We start from the raw sequence: 16,511 nt of genomic DNA on the forward strand, positions 1-16,511 counted from the left end.
CGGCGACCGAAAACTATCTAACTGTCACCGATGTCCTGATACAGGAAGTGTTACCGATGTCCTGATACAGAACTGTCACCCATGTCCAGATACATCACACAACGGTGGATCAGTCGTCCGTGCCCACATTTTGCCCACACTTGCCAGAAATCACCTTGATTTAGCTGGTACCGAGGTGACCGAAATACGTTGAAATTACGCGGAAGTTGACCCTGTTTTACTCCCTGACTGGGGCGGATCTAGGTTTCGAGTCCCAGCGGGGGCACCATCATCCGGCACCGAACTTCCGACTGAGGCCGGACTCGGCGGACTCTCCCAGGCCGACACGCTTCTCTCCACCGACGATGACGTCGAAGGCGATCGGCGGGTCAGGCGCCGACGGCACGCTCGGAGACGGAGCTGAGCAGGAGACTGGTCTCGCTGTTGAGGACACCGGGGATGGAACGGATTCGTCCAAGGAGCCGGTCGAACTCGCCCAGGTCAGCGGTGCGCAACTCGGCGACGAGGTCCCAGGCCCCGTTGGTCGTGTGCAGCGAACTGACCTCCGGATAGCCGCGCAGGGCCCGGATGACGTCACTCGTCGCCCGACCCTCTACCTCGATGAACGAGATGGCCTGCACCACGCCCGGATCCTGGTCCTCACGCACCCGGATGGAGAACCCCACGACAGTGCCCGACTGCACAAGACGGGCCAATCGATTGTCGACGGTGGAGCGGGTCACGCCGAGCTCACGAGCGAGTGCAGCGACTGGTTCTCGCCCGTTCACCCGGAGCAGACTGATCAGCCTGTGGTCGAGGTCATCCAGGGGCATACGCATAGAGTACGGCTCGGGTATGCAAAGTGTGCAATTCCTCATCGTAATTAGTGGGAAAATCCACTATCGATGACGTATTCGCGCACCGTAGCGTTGGAATCCTGATCGAAGGAGGCGCCGAGTGGTGCAGTGCGCAGAAATGACCAACAGCTCCCGGAGCCGCGTGTCCGGGAGTCTACCCATTCCAGCCCACGTCTTCACCAGGGTCTGACCGTCGTGTCGGTTCAGTCACAGGGCACGGTCGTCCTCATCCGTCCGCACCGGTTCACGCCCAACTCTCAAACCGCCGATGACAACACGTTCCAGCCGCTCGTCGACCTGTCGAACCTGAACGAACATCACCACACGGCCCACGGCGAAGTGACCGTCGTGGCCGAGACCCTGCGCGCCAATGGAATCACCGTGCACCTCTTCGAGGACGAGCACGAGGGCCGTCCCGACAGCGTCTTCCCCAACAACTGGTTTTCCACCCACGCCGGCGGCCATATCGCCGTCTATCCGATGCGCACGCCCAACCGCCGCACGGAACGTCGCCAGGACATCCTGGAACTGCTCAAACAGAACTATCGCGTGCAGGACGTGATCGACTACTCCGGCCTCGAATTCGACGGGATCTACCTCGAAGGCACCGGTGCGATGGTACTCGACCACGTCAGCAGAGTCGCCTATGTGGCCAGGTCACAGCGTGCGGATCCTGTCGCCCTCGAACGCTTCTGCACCAACTTCGGCTACGAACCGTTGGTTTTCGACGCCGTCGATGATTCGGGTATCCCGATTTACCACACCAACGTGATGATGTGTGTGGGGACCCGGTTCGCATTGATCGGGCTTGAGCTCATGACTTCGCGCGATCGTCGTGACGAGGTCGTTGAGCGTCTGACGTCTTCGGGCCGCACCGTCATCGAATTGTCGTCCGCCCAGATCAAGGAATTCTGCGGTAACGCCATCGAACTCGAGGGAGACCGGGGCAGGATCCTCGCGCTGTCCCGTCGGGCGTTCACGGCGTTGACGGAACGCCAGCGGGAAACACTCGAGGAGTCCTGCCGTCTTGTGCCCGTGGACGTGCCGACGATAGAACTGGCCGGCGGTTCCATCCGGTGTATGCTCGCCGGAATCCACCTGGATCGACGACGTCACCAGGACAGGTGGCCAACGTCTGCCCCGGCTCCGTTCAGTGCGCTGGGCGCGCGGCAGTAGGGGTGCTTGTCTGCTCCGGAACGACCGCGGATGCCCGGTTCCGACGACTGCTTCGGGCTGGCCCTGGCCAGTCTTGGGTCCCGGCCACGCCCGCCTGGTAAGCGGCTGCTCCGGCGGTACCTGCGCTTGAAGCGTCGGAGTCTGTTCGGACTGAGTTCGCTCAGCGCGGATGCACTCGGACGCGCCCCGTAGCCCAATGGCAGAGGCAGACGACTTGAAATCGTCAAGGTGTGGGTCTGAGTCCCAGCGGCGGCACTCATCCTCGTCGGCGGGATCTCGGCCGCACAAGCTGGTTCGCGCTGCGCAGCACCGTCGGTGCCGTCAGGGTCGCACAGTCCAGCTCGACCGTGGAGCGGATGCTGAACACCGCACTTTCGCCCGCGAGCAGTGTGATCAGCATGTCGTCGACCCGGGCGGACTGGTCTACCTTGTCCACCAGGACGGCAAGATCGCGGGTGAGCGTTGCGGCCGTCACCGTGAGCAGGTAGCCGTTCGGGACCCGTTCGAGTGACGAAGACAACGACGGGGCACCGAGCCGGGTGTCGCGGGGCTCGGCGAAGAACCAGTGGCCACGCACCCCGCTGAGCTCGGCCCGGAGGAGTTCCGCTGCCGCATCCGTTGTCGCGGAGACGGATGCGGGCAGCGGCACGGTCACCGTGGACCGCGCGGGCAGGGTGACCCGTTCCGCGTGCTCGGCCAGCACGATTCCCGCGTCTGTGAGGCGTCGGACGATGAGCTCGCCCGACCAGGGTGAAGCCTCGTCGTTGACGACGACCGCGGCCAGCGTTCCCCCCGCGCGCGGTTGAATGGTCACCAGTCTGTCGGCGTAGGCGTGGCGGATCGCGTAGAGCAGCGGCTTGGGCCGCCCATAGCCGTCGACGGCCGCCCAGGACGTGACCGGCCAGCAGTCGTTGAGCTGCCAGACGACGCTGCCCATGCAGTGCGGTTGCAGGGAACGGAAGTGTTCGATGGCGGTGCCGATGGCGTTGGCCTGGTTGAGCGACATCGCCCAGTGCCAGTCGTCGATGTCGTCGGGCAACGGGTAGTGGGCGAGCAGGCCGTCGGTGAGCTTCACGTTGCCCTCCATCGCCTTCTGGTGCACCAGCATGCCGGGGGACTCGGGAGTGAGCGGGGAGTCGCTGATCGATGCGCGCATGGTCGACCAGGTCGGTGGGCCCTGCCAGCCGAATTCCGCTACGAAGCGGGGCGTGTACTCACGGTAGGCGGGGTAGTCGCGCTGGTTCCACAGGTCCCAGATGTGCATCGTGCCGTTGTTCGCATCGTTCGGCGTGAGTGTTCCGTCACGGCCGAGACCGTCGATGCCGCCCGGGGTGAACGGGCTTCCCGGCGTGTATCCGATGTGCGGCGCCAGTTCGGCCACGATGCGCGGGAAGAGCTCGTAGTAGTAGCCCGCGCCCCAGGTCTTGCCATCCAGTCTCGTCTTCCAGTTCCACTCCTCGTGGCCCCAGAGGTTCTCGTTGTTGCCGTTGAGCACGATCAGCGATGGGTGCGACGCCAGCCTGGCCACGTTGTCGCGGGCCTCCGCTTCGATCTCGCCGAACAGGGGCGCCTCTTCGGAGTAGGCGGCGCAGGCGAGAAGGAAGTCCTGCCACGTGAGCATGCCGCGGTCGTCGCAGAGCTCGAAGAAGTCGTCGGCCTCGAAGATGCCGCCGCCCCAGACCCGGAGCAGGTTGATGTTGGCGAATTCGGCCTGCTCGATGCGGTCCCGGTACCGGTCCCGGTCGACCCGGTGCGGGAAGGAGTCGTCGGGGATCCAGTTGGCCCCGCGAACGAAGACCGGGTGCCCGTTGACGGCGATCGTGAACGGTGTCCCTGTGGCATCCGGCTCGGTGTCGAACGACACGGTACGGAAGCCCACGCGCCGGTGTGCCGAATCGAGTTCGAGTGCTTCGGCGTCGTCCGCGCCCGAATCGTGCAACGTCACGTCGACGGCATAGAGCGGCTGCTCGCCGTAGCCCCGCGGCCACCACCGCGACACCTCGGCAACCTGCAGCGTCACGACCGCGCTCGTCTGGCCCGCGTTCAGAGTGGCCGAGCCGGTCACGCCTCCGACGGATGCCGTCACGATGAGATCTGCGTCGCTCGCCCGGGCGACCTCGACGTGCACGGCGACCGTGCCCGAGTGCCGGGCCGTCCCGTCTGCCCGGACAAGGGTGTCCACGGTGGCGATCGGGCGCACGGACTCGATCCGCGCCGTCGCCCAGCATTCGAGGGCGACCGGGCGCCAGATGCCCGATGTGCTCGTGTCGATGCCCCAGTCCCAGCCGAAGCTGCAGGCCATCTTGCGGATCGCGTTGTACGGGTGGTGGTTCACGTGCGGGCGATAGCCGAGTTCGAGGCTGGCGGCATCCGCGGCCCGGATCGGAGAGGAGAACGTGACGGCGAGCTCGTTCAGGCCGGCGCGCAGATGGGTGCGCAGGTCGAATCGGTAACGGCGGTGCATATTCCTGGTCACGCCGATCCGGTGGCCGTTGAGTTCAACCGTCGCGATCGTGTCGAGACCGTCGAAGACGATCTCGCTCTGGGTGCTGCTGTTCGGCTGCCAGACGAAGGTCGTCGTGTATCGCCAGTCGGTGAGTCCGATCCAGCCGAGCAACTGCTCATTGCCGTCGAGGTACGGGTCGGGGATGAGGCCCGCGGCGAGGAGGTCGGTGTGCACCGACCCGGGAACGCTTGCCGGAATTGTGTGCTGGCGCACGGCCCGGGGGACAGGGCCGTCGAGCGCGGTGACGGTCCAGTCGGCGAGGAGGCGTCGGATCGGGTGACTCGTGGGCACGACGGCCTGGATGGTGGTGTCAGTCATGATGTGGCGGCAGCGACCCGACGACGCCCGGATGGGTGAAATCAGGAATCTGAAATCCGGGCGAGATCGTCATATCGCCTACGTTACGACACGACGCCGCCACCCCGGTAGACCGGGGTGCGCTGGGGCGGGCTGAGCGCTCGCGTCCGGAAGGGCACGACAGAGGCCTTGACAGCACACTTGTTTTTTGCAAGTATGACGTCAGTCCACATGGGAACCTCTACAAGGAGACACGATGACCGCGATGTTCGTCAACCTGCCGGTGACCGACCTGGAGCGCGCAAAGGCGTTCTACACGGCGCTCGGATTCACCATCAACCCGGCCTTCTCGGACCACAACGCGGCCTGCGTCGTCGTCGAAGAAGACCACAGCTACTTTATGATCCTGGTCCGCGAGTACTTTCAGACCTTCACCGACCTTCCGATCGGAGATCCGGCCGTGAACCCCTCCGTGTCGACCGCGATCTTCCTGGACAGTCGCGAGGCGGTCGACAAGGCCGTCACCGACGGCGTCGCCGCTGGAGGCTCTGAGCCCAAACCGGCCTCGGACTACGGCTTCATGTACCAGCGCCAGCTGAACGACCCCGACGGCAACTTCCTCGAGTTCGGCTGGATGGACCCGGTAGCAGCCGCTCAGGGCCCCGAAGCCTTCGCGAATCAGCAGGACTGAGGTCGATGGCCGCACGCGACTATGGTCAATACGGTGGCGTCACGCGAGGCCTGGAGCTTGTGGGAGAGCGCTGGGCCCTGCTCATCGTCCGCGACCTGCTCGTCGGGCCGCGGCGCTACGGCGAACTCGCCGGGGGACTCGCTCGGATCCCGAGCAACATCCTGGCCGCACGGCTGAAGGAGCTGCAGGCGGCGGGCATCATCCGACGGGTGCCTCATTCGCGCGTCATCGTCTACGAGCTGACGCCGTACGGCCGCGAGCTCGAGCCCGTGGTGCTCGCACTCGGGGCGTGGGGATTCAAATCCCTGGGCGATCCGCGGGAGGAGCAGGTCATCACCCCTGACGCCATGACGATGGACCTCCGGACCGCGTTTCGTCCGCAGGTCGCGGAGCAGCTCCCGGCGACCGCGTACGCAGCGCGGTTCGGTCATGCCGAGCTTCTGATCCGGGTTGACGGCTCCACCCTCGATGTGACGCGCGGGGACGGGCCCGTCGACCTCGCCTTCGCCGCTGGTCCGGGCATCCGCCGGCTCATTTCCGGTGAGCTCGGCCCGGAGCGCGCGATCGAGACCGGGGTCGTCGAGGTGCTGCGTGGTCGCCGTGCCCTCCTCGGTCGCTTCGCGAGCACGTTTCACCTGGCCGCCTGAGCCGAGCGCGGTACCGCTATGGCTGCACCCGGAATGCCCTGCGTCTGGACCTGGGGTCGCGGCCCGGCGTAGTGTGTCCGGCATGTCGCTGTTCTGGGAAGAAGTCGTCGTCGATTGTCGCGACCCGAAGGGGCTCGGGCGATGGTGGCAGGAGGCTCTCGGCTGGATCGTGGTCGGCGAGAGCGACGACGAGCTCGAACTCGCCGCGGCCGAGGGTGCGCACCCGACCCTGCTGTTCGGCGCTGTCCCCGAGGGAAAGACCGTGAAGAACCGGCTCCACCTCGACTTCGTCCCCGACGACCAGGCCGCCGAGGTCGGGCGCCTGCTCGGCCTCGGGGCGACCCGTGCCGATGTGGGCCAGCGAGACGTCCCCTGGGTGGTCCTGGCGGACCCGGAGGGCAATGAATTCTGCGTGCTCTCGGCCCGCACGGTTGGTTAGCGCCCGTGTCCGTCGAGCACGGCGGCCGCGAAAAGGCGAGCGCCCTAAACTAGCGTTATGGCGAGGCAAGACGGGGCAGAACGCACACCGGACAAGGTGGTGCACAAGGTGCTCAACAACAACGTCGTCATCTCGATCGACGAGTCCGGTCAGGAACGCGTGCTGATGGGACGCGGGCTGGGATTCCAGCTCCTTCCCAGCGACACGATCGATCCCGCCAAGGTCGAGAAGACCTTCGTCCTCGATCAGGGCAGTGAAGCCGACCATGCCCGCCAACTCCTCGCGTCCGTGCCGTACCCGGTCATCGAAGCGGTCACGCGGGCGGTCGACGAGGCGGAACGGACCCTGGGCCGAAGCCTCGGTCGCCGATTGCCGCTCGCCATCATCGACCACATCCAATTCGTGCTCGAACGGATGCAGAAAGGCATCCGCATCCCGACGACGTCGATGCCCGAATTACGCGTCCTGCATCCGCAGGAGTTCGACGCCGCGACGGCAATGGCCCGATCGGTCAGCGCCAGCCTGGACACCGCCCTCCCGGACGAGGAAGCGGTGTTCCTCACCATGCATCTCCTCAACGCGACCAGGGACGAGCCCAATGGAACCGCGGCACTGCTCTTCCGTCGGGTGCAGCACGTGGTGACGACGGTCGAGGGCGGCCTCGGCGTGCACCTGGACACGGCGAGCCCGGACTACGCGCGGTTCATCCTGCACATCCAATTCCTCCTGCAGCGGCTGGTGGCGAAGTCGATGTTGCGCGGCTCGGACACGTCCTTCTTCGAATTCGCCAAACACAGCTACCCCCGCTCCTACGCCATCGCCGCCGACGTCAAGTCGTACGTCAGTGCCGCCACCGGCTCCGACCTCACCGACGAAGAGCTCCTGTACGTGATCGTGCACGTCGAGCGACTGGCGAACCAGATGGTGGATGGCGCCGCCACCTGATCGTGTACTACGTTGAGACCGCAGGGCGACGACGCTCTGTGGAAGCATTTTCGGATTGTTACCGCATCAGCGGGCAAAACCTGAACTCGCATCGCCAGTACGGCGATGAATGAGTTCAGGTCTTTTTTTTGCCCAAAACACCGATTGATCGCTTCCTGAGCATGGAAGTCGCGATGTCGCGGCGGAAGGTGAATGAGACCGATGGACTACTCCAAGACCGCAGCTGCGGTCCTCAAGGGTGTGGGCGGCGAAGAAAACGTCCAGTCGCTCGTGCATTGCGCGACGCGGCTGAGATTCGTCATCAAGGACGACGCGAAGGTCGACAAGGCGGCGGTCAAGGCCACACCCGGCGTCATCGCGACGGCCGAGGCCGGCGGTCAGTACCAGGTCGTCATCGGCAATGAGGTACCCGAGGTCTTCGCCGAGATCACGAAGATCTCGAAGCTCGGCGGCGCCTCCTCCTCCGGCGGCCAGGCCGCCCAGGACGGCCCGAAGGGCAACCTCGTCAACCGCTTCATCGCGATGATCTCGGCGATCTTCACCCCGCTGGTGTGGGCGCTCGCGGGCACCGGCCTCCTGAAGGCCTTCCTGGCGGCAGCGGTCACGTTCGCCTGGATCGACAACACGACGACGACGTACACGATCCTGAACGCACTCTCGGATGCCTTCATCAACTTCCTGCCGCTGGCGCTCGCAATCACCGCGGCGAAGTACTTCAACGCGAGCCAGTTCACGTCGCTCGCCATCGCCGGTTCCTTCGTGTACCCCTCGATCGTCGCGCTCAACGGCGTGCCGGACATCACCTTCTTCGGCATCCCGGTGACGATGGTCAGCTACGTCTCGAGCGTCATCCCGATCATCGTCATCGTGTGGTTGCAGAGTCACGGAGAGCGGTTCCTGTACGCCGCACTGCCGGCCGCGATCCGCCGATTCGTGACACCCATGATCATGGTGATCATCCTGGTACCGCTCACCTTCCTGGTGATCGGCCCGCTCTCCAACCTGATCAGCACGGGACTGGCCGGCGGTATCGGCTGGGTCTTCACGGTCGTGCCCTGGCTCGGTGGAGCCATCATGGGCGGCCTCTGGCAGGTCTTCGTCATCTTCGGCCTGCACTGGGGCTTCGTCCCGCTGATGACCGCCGAACTGCAGAGCACCGGGTTGATCTACATCACCGCGCCGCTCTTCGCCGCGGTGCTGGCACAGGCTGCGGCCGTCGCCGGGGTCTGGGTGCGCACCCGCAACTCGAACCTGAAGTCGCTCGCTGCCCCGGCCACCCTGTCGGGCTTCCTCGCCGGTATCACGGAGCCGGCCATCTACGGCGTGAACCTGCCGCTCAAGCGGCCGTTCGTCTTCGGAGTCGTCGGTGGTGTCCTCGGTGGAGCCCTGATCTCGGCCGGCGGCGTCGCCGCGAACGCCTTCGTGCTGCCCTCGCTGCTGGCGCTGCCAGCCCTGTTCGGTACCGGAAACACCGTGATGCTGATTCTGGGCCTTCTCGTCGCCATCATCGTGCCGTTCGGCCTGACCGTGATCCTCGGATTCAAGGATCCGGCCAACGATGCCGCCGCAGTCGTGGACGGCACCGACCTCGAGGTGCTGAGCCCGCTCGACGGCACCGCCGTTGCACTGAGCGAGGTTCCCGACGCCGTCTTCGCCGGCGGCGACCTCGGCAAGGGTGTTGCGATCATTCCCCGCGTCGGCGCCGTCTACGCCCCGTTCGACGCTCTCGTCGTAGCCGCATTCCCGACCGGGCATGCCATCGGGCTGCAGCACGCGGATGGAGCGGACGTGTTGATCCACGTCGGCATCGACACGGTCAAGCTCGGTGGCAAGTACTTCTCCCTGAAGGTGGAGAAGGGCCAGCAGGTCAAGGCCGGCGATCTCCTTCTCGAGTTCGACATCAACGCGATCACGGCAGCCGGATACGACATCACGACGCCGGTTATCATCACGAACCCGAAGAAGTATCCGGCCATCGGCTCACCAGCCTCGGGCCCGGTAGCGCACGGAGACCCCCTCTTCCTGGCGATCGCCGAGGAAGAACTGGCCACCGCGAAGTAAGCGAGGGCGGTTTGTACGTCCCGGTGGAGGAGCGGCTGGGCTGCTCCTCCACCGGCCATCTGCGTAATACGTAGTCAGTAGTAAAAGGAGTACACGAATGACCGATTCAACACCCGTCACATTCCCGCAGGGCTTTCTCTGGGGCGGTGCGACCGCCGCGAACCAGATCGAGGGTGCATACAACGAGGGCGGCAAAGGCCTGTCCATCCAGGACGTCATGCCGCAGGGAATCACGACGCCGCGCACCGCGGGCCCCACGGACGACAACCTCAAGCAGGTGGCCATCGACTTCTACCACCGCTATGCCGAGGACATCGCCCTGTTCGCCGACATGGGCTTCCGGACCTTCCGCTTCTCGATCGCCTGGAGCAGGATCTTCCCGCTCGGCGACGAGGCGGAGCCCAATGAGGAGGGCCTCGCGTTCTACGACCGCGTCATCGACGAATGCGAGAAGCACGGCATCGAACCGTTGGTCACCATCTCGCACTACGAGACCCCGCTGCACCTGACGGAGACCTACGACGGTTGGGTCAACCGTGACCTGATCGGATTCTACGAGCGGTACGCGCGGGTGCTCTTCGCCCGATACGGCGCCCGGGTGAAGTACTGGCTCACCTTCAACGAGATCAACTCCGTGCTGCACGCCCCGCTGTTGTCTGGCGGCATCAACACACCGAAGGACCAGCTCACCCGGACCGACCTGTATCAGGCCGTGCACAACGAGCTGGTGGCGAGTGCGCTCGCGACCAAGGCCGCCCGCGAGCTCGCCCCGTCCGCCCTGGTCGGCTGCATGATCCTCGCGATGCCGGTCTATCCGTTGTCGCCCGATCCCGACGACGTGATGGCCTCGCTCACCACCGAGCGCACCAACCTCGCCTTCGGCGACATCCACGTGCGCGGAGAATACCCGGGGTACTACCTGCGCAGCCTGCGCGACCAGGGCGTCGAACTGGTGATCACCGACGACGACCGGGCACTGCTCAAGGAGAACACCGTCGACTTCGTCTCCTTCAGCTACTACGTGAGCGTGGCGGAAACCGCCGACACATCGAATCGTGTCACGGGCGAAGGGAACATCTTCCCCGGGGTCGCCAACCCGACGCTGAAGGCATCCGAGTGGGGCTGGCAGATCGACCCGGTCGGCCTGCGCATCGTGCTGAACCAGTTCTGGGACCGCTGGCAGAAGCCGCTGTTCATCGTCGAGAACGGTCTCGGAGCGAAGGATGAGCTCGTCACGGTCGACGGCCGGAAGACCGTCATCGACGACTACCGCATCGAGTACTTCAACGATCACCTCGTGCAGGTCGGCGAGGCCGTCGCCGACGGCGTCGACGTGATGGGCTACACCTCCTGGGGGTGCATCGACCTCGTCAGCGCCAGCACGGCACAGATGAGCAAGCGGTACGGGTTCATCTACGTCGACCGCAACGATGACGGAACGGGCACCCTCGACCGTTTCAAGAAGAAGTCGTTCGACTGGTACGCCGAGGTCATCCGATCCAATGGTGCGAGCCTCACCCGATAGCGTAGAACCAAACGGGTTCGTCCCGTCGGCTGCCTCCTGGATGCACTGTCCCGGAGGCGGCCTCGTCTGGAGTAGATCATGATTTCCCCCCGCATCGCTTTCCTCGACGTCGACGGCACCCTCATCGACTCCGGCGAGGCGATCGCACCATCGTCGATCGAGGCGGTGCGCAGCGCCCGGAAGAACGGTCACCTCGTGTACCTCAGCACGGGGCGGGCGTCGGTGGAGATCTACCCGGCGATCCGGGACATCGGCTTCGACGGGGCGATCAGCGCCGGCGGCGGGTTCGCCGAAGTCGGCGGCGACGTCGTGATCTCCCGCACGATGCCCGAACCGGCGGTGGCGCGAATGGTCGGGTTCTACGAGGCCGCGGGCTACGACTTCTACCTCCAGTCCTACGACAAGCTCTACCCGAGCCCCGGGGTGCGCTCGCGCTTCGCGACCTACCTCGAGGACGACAGGGAACGAAAGGGTGATCCCCGGCCCGACCTCGCCTCCGTCACCGGGGCCGAGGAACACCCGGTCCTGAAGGCTTTCGGGGACGTGCGGCCGCTGTCATTCACGGGCATCGCCAAGTCGGTCTTCCTGGCCGGTGACCTTCGGGCCTTCGATCGAGTCTCGAACGCGCTCGGCGACGATTTCCACGTCATCACCGGCACCATTCCCCACATGGGTCGCGGCAGCGGCGAGGTGACCCTGGGCGGGGTGAACAAGGGCAGCACGATCTTGAAGTTGCTCGACCTGCTCGGCCTCGACGCGGCATCCGCCATCGGCATCGGCGACAGCAGCAACGACATCGAAATGCTCCAGGTGTGCGGTGTCGGCATCGCGATGGGCAATGCCACCGACGAGGTCAAGTCCCACGCCGACGAGGTCACCACCGCCGTGCTCGACGACGGGGTCTGGAACGCCTTCCGCCGCCATGGCCTGATCTGAGCGGATGCCGGTACCGACCGGGCGCGGCGTCGCCGGTGTGCGAAACGACGGGGTCAGAGCCGCGTCGTGGATGCGCGCGGGATGAGGCGCACCGGGACACGGTGCACTCCCGGATGCGGCTGTCCCTTGATGGCGTCGATGAGTTCGCGTGCCACCGCCCGGCCCAGCTCCTGGAGATTCATGTCGATCGTGGTGATCGGCGGGCGTGAATGCACGCTGAACAGTTCCCAGTTGTCGTAGCCGACGACGGCGACGTCCTCGGGCACGCGGAGGTTCTCATCGCGCAATTGCTCGATGGCGCCCCGGGCGATCTGGTCGCTGGCGCAGAAGATCGCGTCGAAGTGGTGCCCGGCCTCGATGAGGGCATGCACGCACTGACGGCCCCAGTCCTCGCTCCAGTCGCCGTACAGGTTCTCACCGCCGACGAGCTGCAGGCCATGCCGCTTCATCGCCTGGGTGGCGCCGGTGAGCCGTTCGACGGCCGCCGAGAAGGTGGGATCGCCGCTGATCGCGACGATACCGCGTCGGCCCCGGGAGACGAGGTGGTCGATGGCGAGGTCGGTGCCCTGGGAATTGTCCGTCGTGAATGAGGAGTCCTTCGGGTCCTGGCTGGCGGCGAACGCATAGGCGACCGGTACCGTCACCTGTTCCGTGATCGAAGGGCGGGACGTGTCACTGTCGCCCAGGACGATGATGCCGTCGACGCGTTTCGCCATGAGGGTGCGCAACTGGTGCGACTCCCGGATGGAGTCGTTCCGGGCATCCGTGAGGATGACCGACGTGGAGTCCGCACCGAAGGCGTCCTCGACGCCGAGAAGAATCGGAACGACGAACCGGTTGGCGAGGTCTGCGGTCAGGACGCCGATGGTACCCGTGATCGACGAATTGAGTGCGCGGGCGAACGGGTTGGGCGTGAAGGCGAGGCTCCGGGCCACCTCCTCGACGTGCTGCCGGGTTGCCTCGCGCACGACGGTCTTGCCGTTGAGAGCCTTGGACGCCGTCGCAATGGACACGCCGGCGGCACGCGCCACGTCGGCGAGGGTGACTGCGTCATTCGTCTTGCCCATGGTGTCCTTTCGCCTCTGAAACCGATGTCGAGGCCGGTCATTGTTCGGCCGAGTCGCGTGAAACCCTACGAGAAAAGACTGTACCCCGCGTGCCCCGCAATTCACTGACAAAAGAGACAAATTCCGATTGACGTACCGGGAAACTCAGTGCTAGCCTCGCCCTATTGAAACTAGTTTTATTTGTTTCACAATTCTGCTCTGATATTCCTGCCCTATTCCAATGAAGGAAAAACGTGATGACAATGAAGTTCGTACGTAGCACGATGGCCGTCGCCGGGGTCGCGACCCTCGCACTGGCCATGGCCGGATGCTCGGCTGCCGGTGGCAGCTCCAGCAGTGCCGGCAGCACCGAGTACACAGTGTGGGATCCGTATCCCCAGCACGACGCCAGCTCCGACTGGGCCAAGCGCATCGATGCCTGCGGTGTCGACGCCGGCGTGACCATCAAACGTACGGCGTACGACTCCCAGTCGCTGACCAACCAGTCCCTTCTTGCCGCCCAGGAGGGCACCGCAGCCGACGTCATCCTCCTCGACAACCCGGCCGTGACGACCCTGGCAGACACTGGCGCCCTGAACGACATGGAGTCCATCGGGCTCGACACATCCGCGATCGACCCCAATCTCCTCGGGGCCGGTGTCCTCGACGGCAAGACGTACGGCATTCCCGTCGGCGCCAACACCCTCGCGCTCTATTACAACAAGGACGTCCTTGACGCGGCGGGCGTCAATCCTGCGACGGTCACGGACTGGGCCAGCCTCACCGCAGCCCTGCAGCAGGTCAAGACCGCCGGTCACAAGGGCATCACCTTCGCCGGCTTCGCGAGCGAAGAAGGAACCTTCCAGTTCCTGCCGTTCTTCTGGGGAGCCGGAGCCAACCTCAACAAGCTCGACTCGACCCAGGCGATTTCTGCGTTGACACTGTGGACCGACTGGGTCAGCCAGGGCCTCGCGCCGAACTCAGTCATCACGAATTCGCAGAACACCAACTGGGAGGAATTCCTCACCGGTGACTTCGGCTTCGCGGTGAACGGCACGTGGCAGGTCAACAGCGCAGCGAAGGCCAGCTTCAAGACCGGCTACATCACCATCCCGGCCGAGGCCGGGGGAGCGGCTCCCGCACCGACCGGCGGCGAATTCATGGTCATCCCGACCCAGAAGGACACGGCGCGCTACGACGTGTCCAAGAAGATCGTCGAATGCATGAGCACCACCGCAGGCCAGGTCAAGACCGCCGACACGTTCGCGTACTACATCCCCGCGACCACGGCAGGCCAGGCCGCCCTGCTTGTCGAACACCCGGAACTCTCGGTGTGGGTCGACGCCGTGAAGGCAGCCAAGGGGCGCACCAGCGACAACCTCGGTGCGAACTACCCGAAGATCTCAGAGCAGGTCTATACCGCCATCCAGAACGCACTGAGCGGTGCGATGACGCCCACGGAAGCGCTGAAGGAAGCCCAGACCGCTGCCGCAGCAGCTATCGCCAAGTAGACCGAAGCCTCCCACCGAGAACACGAAGGGCATCCCACCATGACCACACTTCCTGCCCGCGTCGGGGCCGCACGCCCCGACGCGGGTGGGGCGGTCGGCACATCCGCTCCACTCCCCCCGAAAAAAAGATCGAGGCGAACTTCTTTCGGCACCAGCCAGTGGGTTGCCCTGGCCTTCGTCGCCCCTCTCATCGCCTACCTCATCATCTTCTACGCGTTCCCGCTCTATCGGAACATCGAACTGAGCCTCCACGACTACACCCCGCGCGCCTTCGTGCAGGGCAATGCCGCGTTCGTCGGCATCGAAAACTATGTCGCCGTCTTCGGATCGAAAACGTTCGCCAAGGCGCTGACCAACACGGCGCTGTTCACCGTCGTCTCAATCGCGTTCCAGTTCGGCATCGGCCTCATCCTCGCCGTCTTCTTCCGGAACAACTTCCGACTCAACGGCGTCTTGCGAGGGTTGTTCCTGGTCCCGTGGCTGCTCCCGCTGATCGTGTCCGCGTCGACCTGGTCGTCCATGATGAACTCGGACAACGGGGTGATCAACTCGGCCCTCAGCGTGATCGGGGTCGCACCCGTGAACTGGCTGACCTCGCCCGATCTGGTGCTTGCGTCCGTGATCATCGCGAATATCTGGCTGGGGATCCCGTTCAACCTCGTCGTCCTCTACTCGGGTCTGCAAGACATTCCCGAAGACCTCTACGAGGCTGCCTCCCTCGATGGTGCGAACGCGTGGCAGAAATTCTGGCGGATCACCTTCCCGTTGCTGCGTCCGGTTTCGCTGATCACGATCCTGCTCGGGCTGATCTACACGCTGAAAGTCGTCGACATCATCTGGATCATGACGGCCGGCGGCCCGGGGGATTCCTCGACCACCTTCGCCACCTGGTCGTACCGGGAGGCCTTCGGAACGGGCAACCCCGACTTCAGCCCGGCTGCAGCCGTGGGCAACGTCCTGATCCTGATCGCCCTGATCTTCGGGTTCATCTATCTGCGCATTCAGAACAGGACGGAGAAATAATGTCTCATCGACGCTCCTGGTGGAAGACCGCGATCGGACTCCTCCTCACCGCTGTCATGCTCTTTCCCGTGTACTGGATGATCAACGTCTCCTTCACGAAGACAAGCGATCTGCGCGATTCACCGCCCAACCTCTTCCCATTCTCACCGACGCTCGACGGCTACACCGCGGTGCTTTCGCAGCAATTGCCATACCTCGGCACGAGTCTCCTGATCGGCCTTGGCACGGTTGTCGTCACGCTCGTCATCTCCGCGCCTGCCGGCTACGCGCTCGCCAAATTGCGCTTGCGAGGTGCTGCCCCGCTCACGTTCATCCTGCTGGTCGCGCAGATGATCCCCGGTGTCGTGATGGCGATGGGGTTCTACGCCATCTACCTGAACAGCGGACTCCTCAATACCGTCGGTGGCCTGATCCTCGCTGATTCGACGATCGCCGTTCCGTTCGGTGTCCTCCTCTTCACTGCCTTCATGTCCGGTATCCCCAACGAACTCATCCAGGCGGCCACGGTCGATGGAGCAGGACCGTGGCGCACCTTCCGGTCGATCGTGCTGCCCGTGAGCCGGAACTCCGCGATCACGGTCTCCCTGTTCGCCTTCCTGTGGGCGTGGTCCGACTTCATCTTCGCGTCGACCCTCTCCCGGAGCGGGCAATTCCTGCCGATCACCCTGGGCATCTACAAGTACATCGGCAACAACACCTCGCAATGGAACGCGATCATGGCTACCGCAGTCGTCGCGTCCATACCGGCGGCCATCCTGCTCATCGTCGCCCAGCGCTACGTCGCCGCCGGCGTGACCGCCGGCGCAGTAAAGGACTGACTCATTCCAGGCCAGAGCATCACCGTCCCCACACCCAACCCGACCCCGTCGGGG

At 64.8% G+C, this 16,511-nt stretch carries 14 protein-coding genes and 1 tRNA gene; 12 read left to right on the forward strand and 3 right to left on the reverse strand.

What is annotated here, in order from left to right:
• Nucleotides 1–368: 368 nt before the first annotated feature.
• Nucleotides 369–812 (reverse strand): Lrp/AsnC family transcriptional regulator, encoded by a 444-nt coding sequence (locus E3O50_RS01170; protein ID WP_134558260.1) that lies wholly within the window; start codon nucleotides 810–812, stop codon nucleotides 369–371.
• A 219-nt stretch (nucleotides 813–1,031) separates the two neighbouring features.
• Between E3O50_RS01170 and E3O50_RS01175 the strand changes: the two genes are divergently transcribed.
• Both E3O50_RS01175 and E3O50_RS01180 read left to right on the forward strand, forming a co-directional pair.
• On the forward strand, nucleotides 1,032–2,012 hold the full coding sequence (locus tag E3O50_RS01175; RefSeq protein WP_198413587.1) for an arginine deiminase-related protein: 981 nt from the start codon (nucleotides 1,032–1,034) through the stop codon (nucleotides 2,010–2,012).
• 183 nt (nucleotides 2,013–2,195) lie between these two features.
• Nucleotides 2,196–2,267 (forward strand) — tRNA-Ser (locus E3O50_RS01180).
• Nucleotide 2,268: 1 nt separating this feature from the next.
• Here the strand turns inward: E3O50_RS01180 and E3O50_RS01185 are convergent.
• A complete protein-coding gene (locus E3O50_RS01185; RefSeq protein WP_134558261.1) occupies nucleotides 2,269–4,836 on the reverse strand; it encodes a glycoside hydrolase family 2 protein in 2,568 nt (855 codons plus the stop codon).
• 235 nt (nucleotides 4,837–5,071) lie between these two features.
• On the opposite strand from E3O50_RS01185, the gene E3O50_RS01190 reads away from it, so the two are divergent.
• From E3O50_RS01190 to E3O50_RS01220, 7 genes are all read left to right on the forward strand, one after another.
• Entirely contained in the window at nucleotides 5,072–5,506 is a 435-nt protein-coding gene (locus E3O50_RS01190) for a VOC family protein (RefSeq protein WP_134448278.1), read from the forward strand.
• 5 nt (nucleotides 5,507–5,511) lie between these two features.
• On the forward strand, nucleotides 5,512–6,153 hold the full coding sequence (locus E3O50_RS01195; RefSeq protein WP_134448280.1) for a helix-turn-helix domain-containing protein: 642 nt from the start codon (nucleotides 5,512–5,514) through the stop codon (nucleotides 6,151–6,153).
• Between the two features lie 82 nt (nucleotides 6,154–6,235).
• The gene (locus tag E3O50_RS01200) at nucleotides 6,236–6,592 is read left to right on the forward strand and encodes a VOC family protein (RefSeq protein WP_134448281.1); all 357 of its coding nucleotides are present in this window, start codon (nucleotides 6,236–6,238) and stop codon (nucleotides 6,590–6,592) included.
• Between the two features lie 57 nt (nucleotides 6,593–6,649).
• A complete protein-coding gene (locus E3O50_RS01205; RefSeq protein WP_134558262.1) occupies nucleotides 6,650–7,537 on the forward strand; it encodes a PRD domain-containing protein in 888 nt (295 codons plus the stop codon).
• A 201-nt stretch (nucleotides 7,538–7,738) separates the two neighbouring features.
• Complete coding sequence (locus tag E3O50_RS01210; RefSeq protein ID WP_134558263.1) at nucleotides 7,739–9,598, forward strand: beta-glucoside-specific PTS transporter subunit IIABC; 1,860 nt, start codon at nucleotides 7,739–7,741, stop codon at nucleotides 9,596–9,598.
• Between the two features lie 97 nt (nucleotides 9,599–9,695).
• The gene (locus E3O50_RS01215; RefSeq protein ID WP_134448285.1) at nucleotides 9,696–11,123 is read left to right on the forward strand and encodes a glycoside hydrolase family 1 protein; all 1,428 of its coding nucleotides are present in this window, start codon (nucleotides 9,696–9,698) and stop codon (nucleotides 11,121–11,123) included.
• 78 nt (nucleotides 11,124–11,201) lie between these two features.
• A complete protein-coding gene (locus tag E3O50_RS01220; RefSeq protein ID WP_134448287.1) occupies nucleotides 11,202–12,059 on the forward strand; it encodes a Cof-type HAD-IIB family hydrolase in 858 nt (285 codons plus the stop codon).
• A 53-nt stretch (nucleotides 12,060–12,112) separates the two neighbouring features.
• Here E3O50_RS01220 and E3O50_RS01225 read toward each other — a convergent pair whose 3' ends face one another.
• The gene (locus tag E3O50_RS01225; protein ID WP_134448289.1) at nucleotides 12,113–13,126 is read right to left on the reverse strand and encodes a LacI family DNA-binding transcriptional regulator; all 1,014 of its coding nucleotides are present in this window, start codon (nucleotides 13,124–13,126) and stop codon (nucleotides 12,113–12,115) included.
• 242 nt (nucleotides 13,127–13,368) lie between these two features.
• Here E3O50_RS01225 and E3O50_RS01230 point away from each other — a divergent pair, with 242 nt between their 5' ends.
• From E3O50_RS01230 to E3O50_RS01240, 3 genes are read left to right on the forward strand one after another with little or no spacing between them, the layout of a single operon-like run.
• Nucleotides 13,369–14,616: an extracellular solute-binding protein gene (locus E3O50_RS01230; RefSeq protein ID WP_134558264.1), complete on the forward strand. Its 1,248-nt coding sequence runs from the start codon at nucleotides 13,369–13,371 to the stop codon at nucleotides 14,614–14,616.
• Between the two features lie 39 nt (nucleotides 14,617–14,655).
• Nucleotides 14,656–15,639 carry a sugar ABC transporter permease gene (locus E3O50_RS01235; RefSeq protein WP_134558265.1) on the forward strand — a complete coding sequence of 328 codons (984 nt, stop codon included), beginning with the start codon at nucleotides 14,656–14,658 and terminating at the stop codon, nucleotides 15,637–15,639.
• Nucleotides 15,639–16,457 carry a carbohydrate ABC transporter permease gene (locus E3O50_RS01240; protein ID WP_134448293.1) on the forward strand — a complete coding sequence of 273 codons (819 nt, stop codon included), beginning with the start codon at nucleotides 15,639–15,641 and terminating at the stop codon, nucleotides 16,455–16,457. The genes E3O50_RS01235 and E3O50_RS01240 overlap by 1 nt, the downstream gene beginning before the upstream one ends.
• The last annotated feature ends 54 nt before the right edge of the window (nucleotides 16,458–16,511 follow it).

It is taken from the genome of Cryobacterium sp. MDB1-18-1, from assembly GCF_004402735.1.
Classification (GTDB): Bacteria; Actinomycetota; Actinomycetes; order Actinomycetales; family Microbacteriaceae; genus Cryobacterium; species Cryobacterium glucosi.

Coding starts and splice junctions, on each gene's coding strand:
- E3O50_RS01195 (WP_134448280.1), top strand. CDS start 5,512: ATGGCCGCACGCGACTATGGTCAATACGGTGGCGTCACGCGAGGCCTG.
- E3O50_RS01220 (WP_134448287.1), top strand. CDS start 11,202: ATGATTTCCCCCCGCATCGCTTTCCTCGACGTCGACGGCACCCTCATC.
- E3O50_RS01240 (WP_134448293.1), top strand. CDS start 15,639: ATGTCTCATCGACGCTCCTGGTGGAAGACCGCGATCGGACTCCTCCTC.
- E3O50_RS01205 (WP_134558262.1), top strand. CDS start 6,650: ATGGCGAGGCAAGACGGGGCAGAACGCACACCGGACAAGGTGGTGCAC.
- E3O50_RS01235 (WP_134558265.1), top strand. CDS start 14,656: ATGACCACACTTCCTGCCCGCGTCGGGGCCGCACGCCCCGACGCGGGT.
- E3O50_RS01230 (WP_134558264.1), top strand. CDS start 13,369: ATGAAGTTCGTACGTAGCACGATGGCCGTCGCCGGGGTCGCGACCCTC.
- E3O50_RS01185 (WP_134558261.1), bottom strand. CDS start 4,836: ATGACTGACACCACCATCCAGGCCGTCGTGCCCACGAGTCACCCGATC.
- E3O50_RS01200 (WP_134448281.1), top strand. CDS start 6,236: ATGTCGCTGTTCTGGGAAGAAGTCGTCGTCGATTGTCGCGACCCGAAG.
- E3O50_RS01215 (WP_134448285.1), top strand. CDS start 9,696: ATGACCGATTCAACACCCGTCACATTCCCGCAGGGCTTTCTCTGGGGC.
- E3O50_RS01170 (WP_134558260.1), bottom strand. CDS start 812: ATGCCCCTGGATGACCTCGACCACAGGCTGATCAGTCTGCTCCGGGTG.
- E3O50_RS01225 (WP_134448289.1), bottom strand. CDS start 13,126: ATGGGCAAGACGAATGACGCAGTCACCCTCGCCGACGTGGCGCGTGCC.
- E3O50_RS01190 (WP_134448278.1), top strand. CDS start 5,072: ATGACCGCGATGTTCGTCAACCTGCCGGTGACCGACCTGGAGCGCGCA.
- E3O50_RS01210 (WP_134558263.1), top strand. CDS start 7,739: ATGGACTACTCCAAGACCGCAGCTGCGGTCCTCAAGGGTGTGGGCGGC.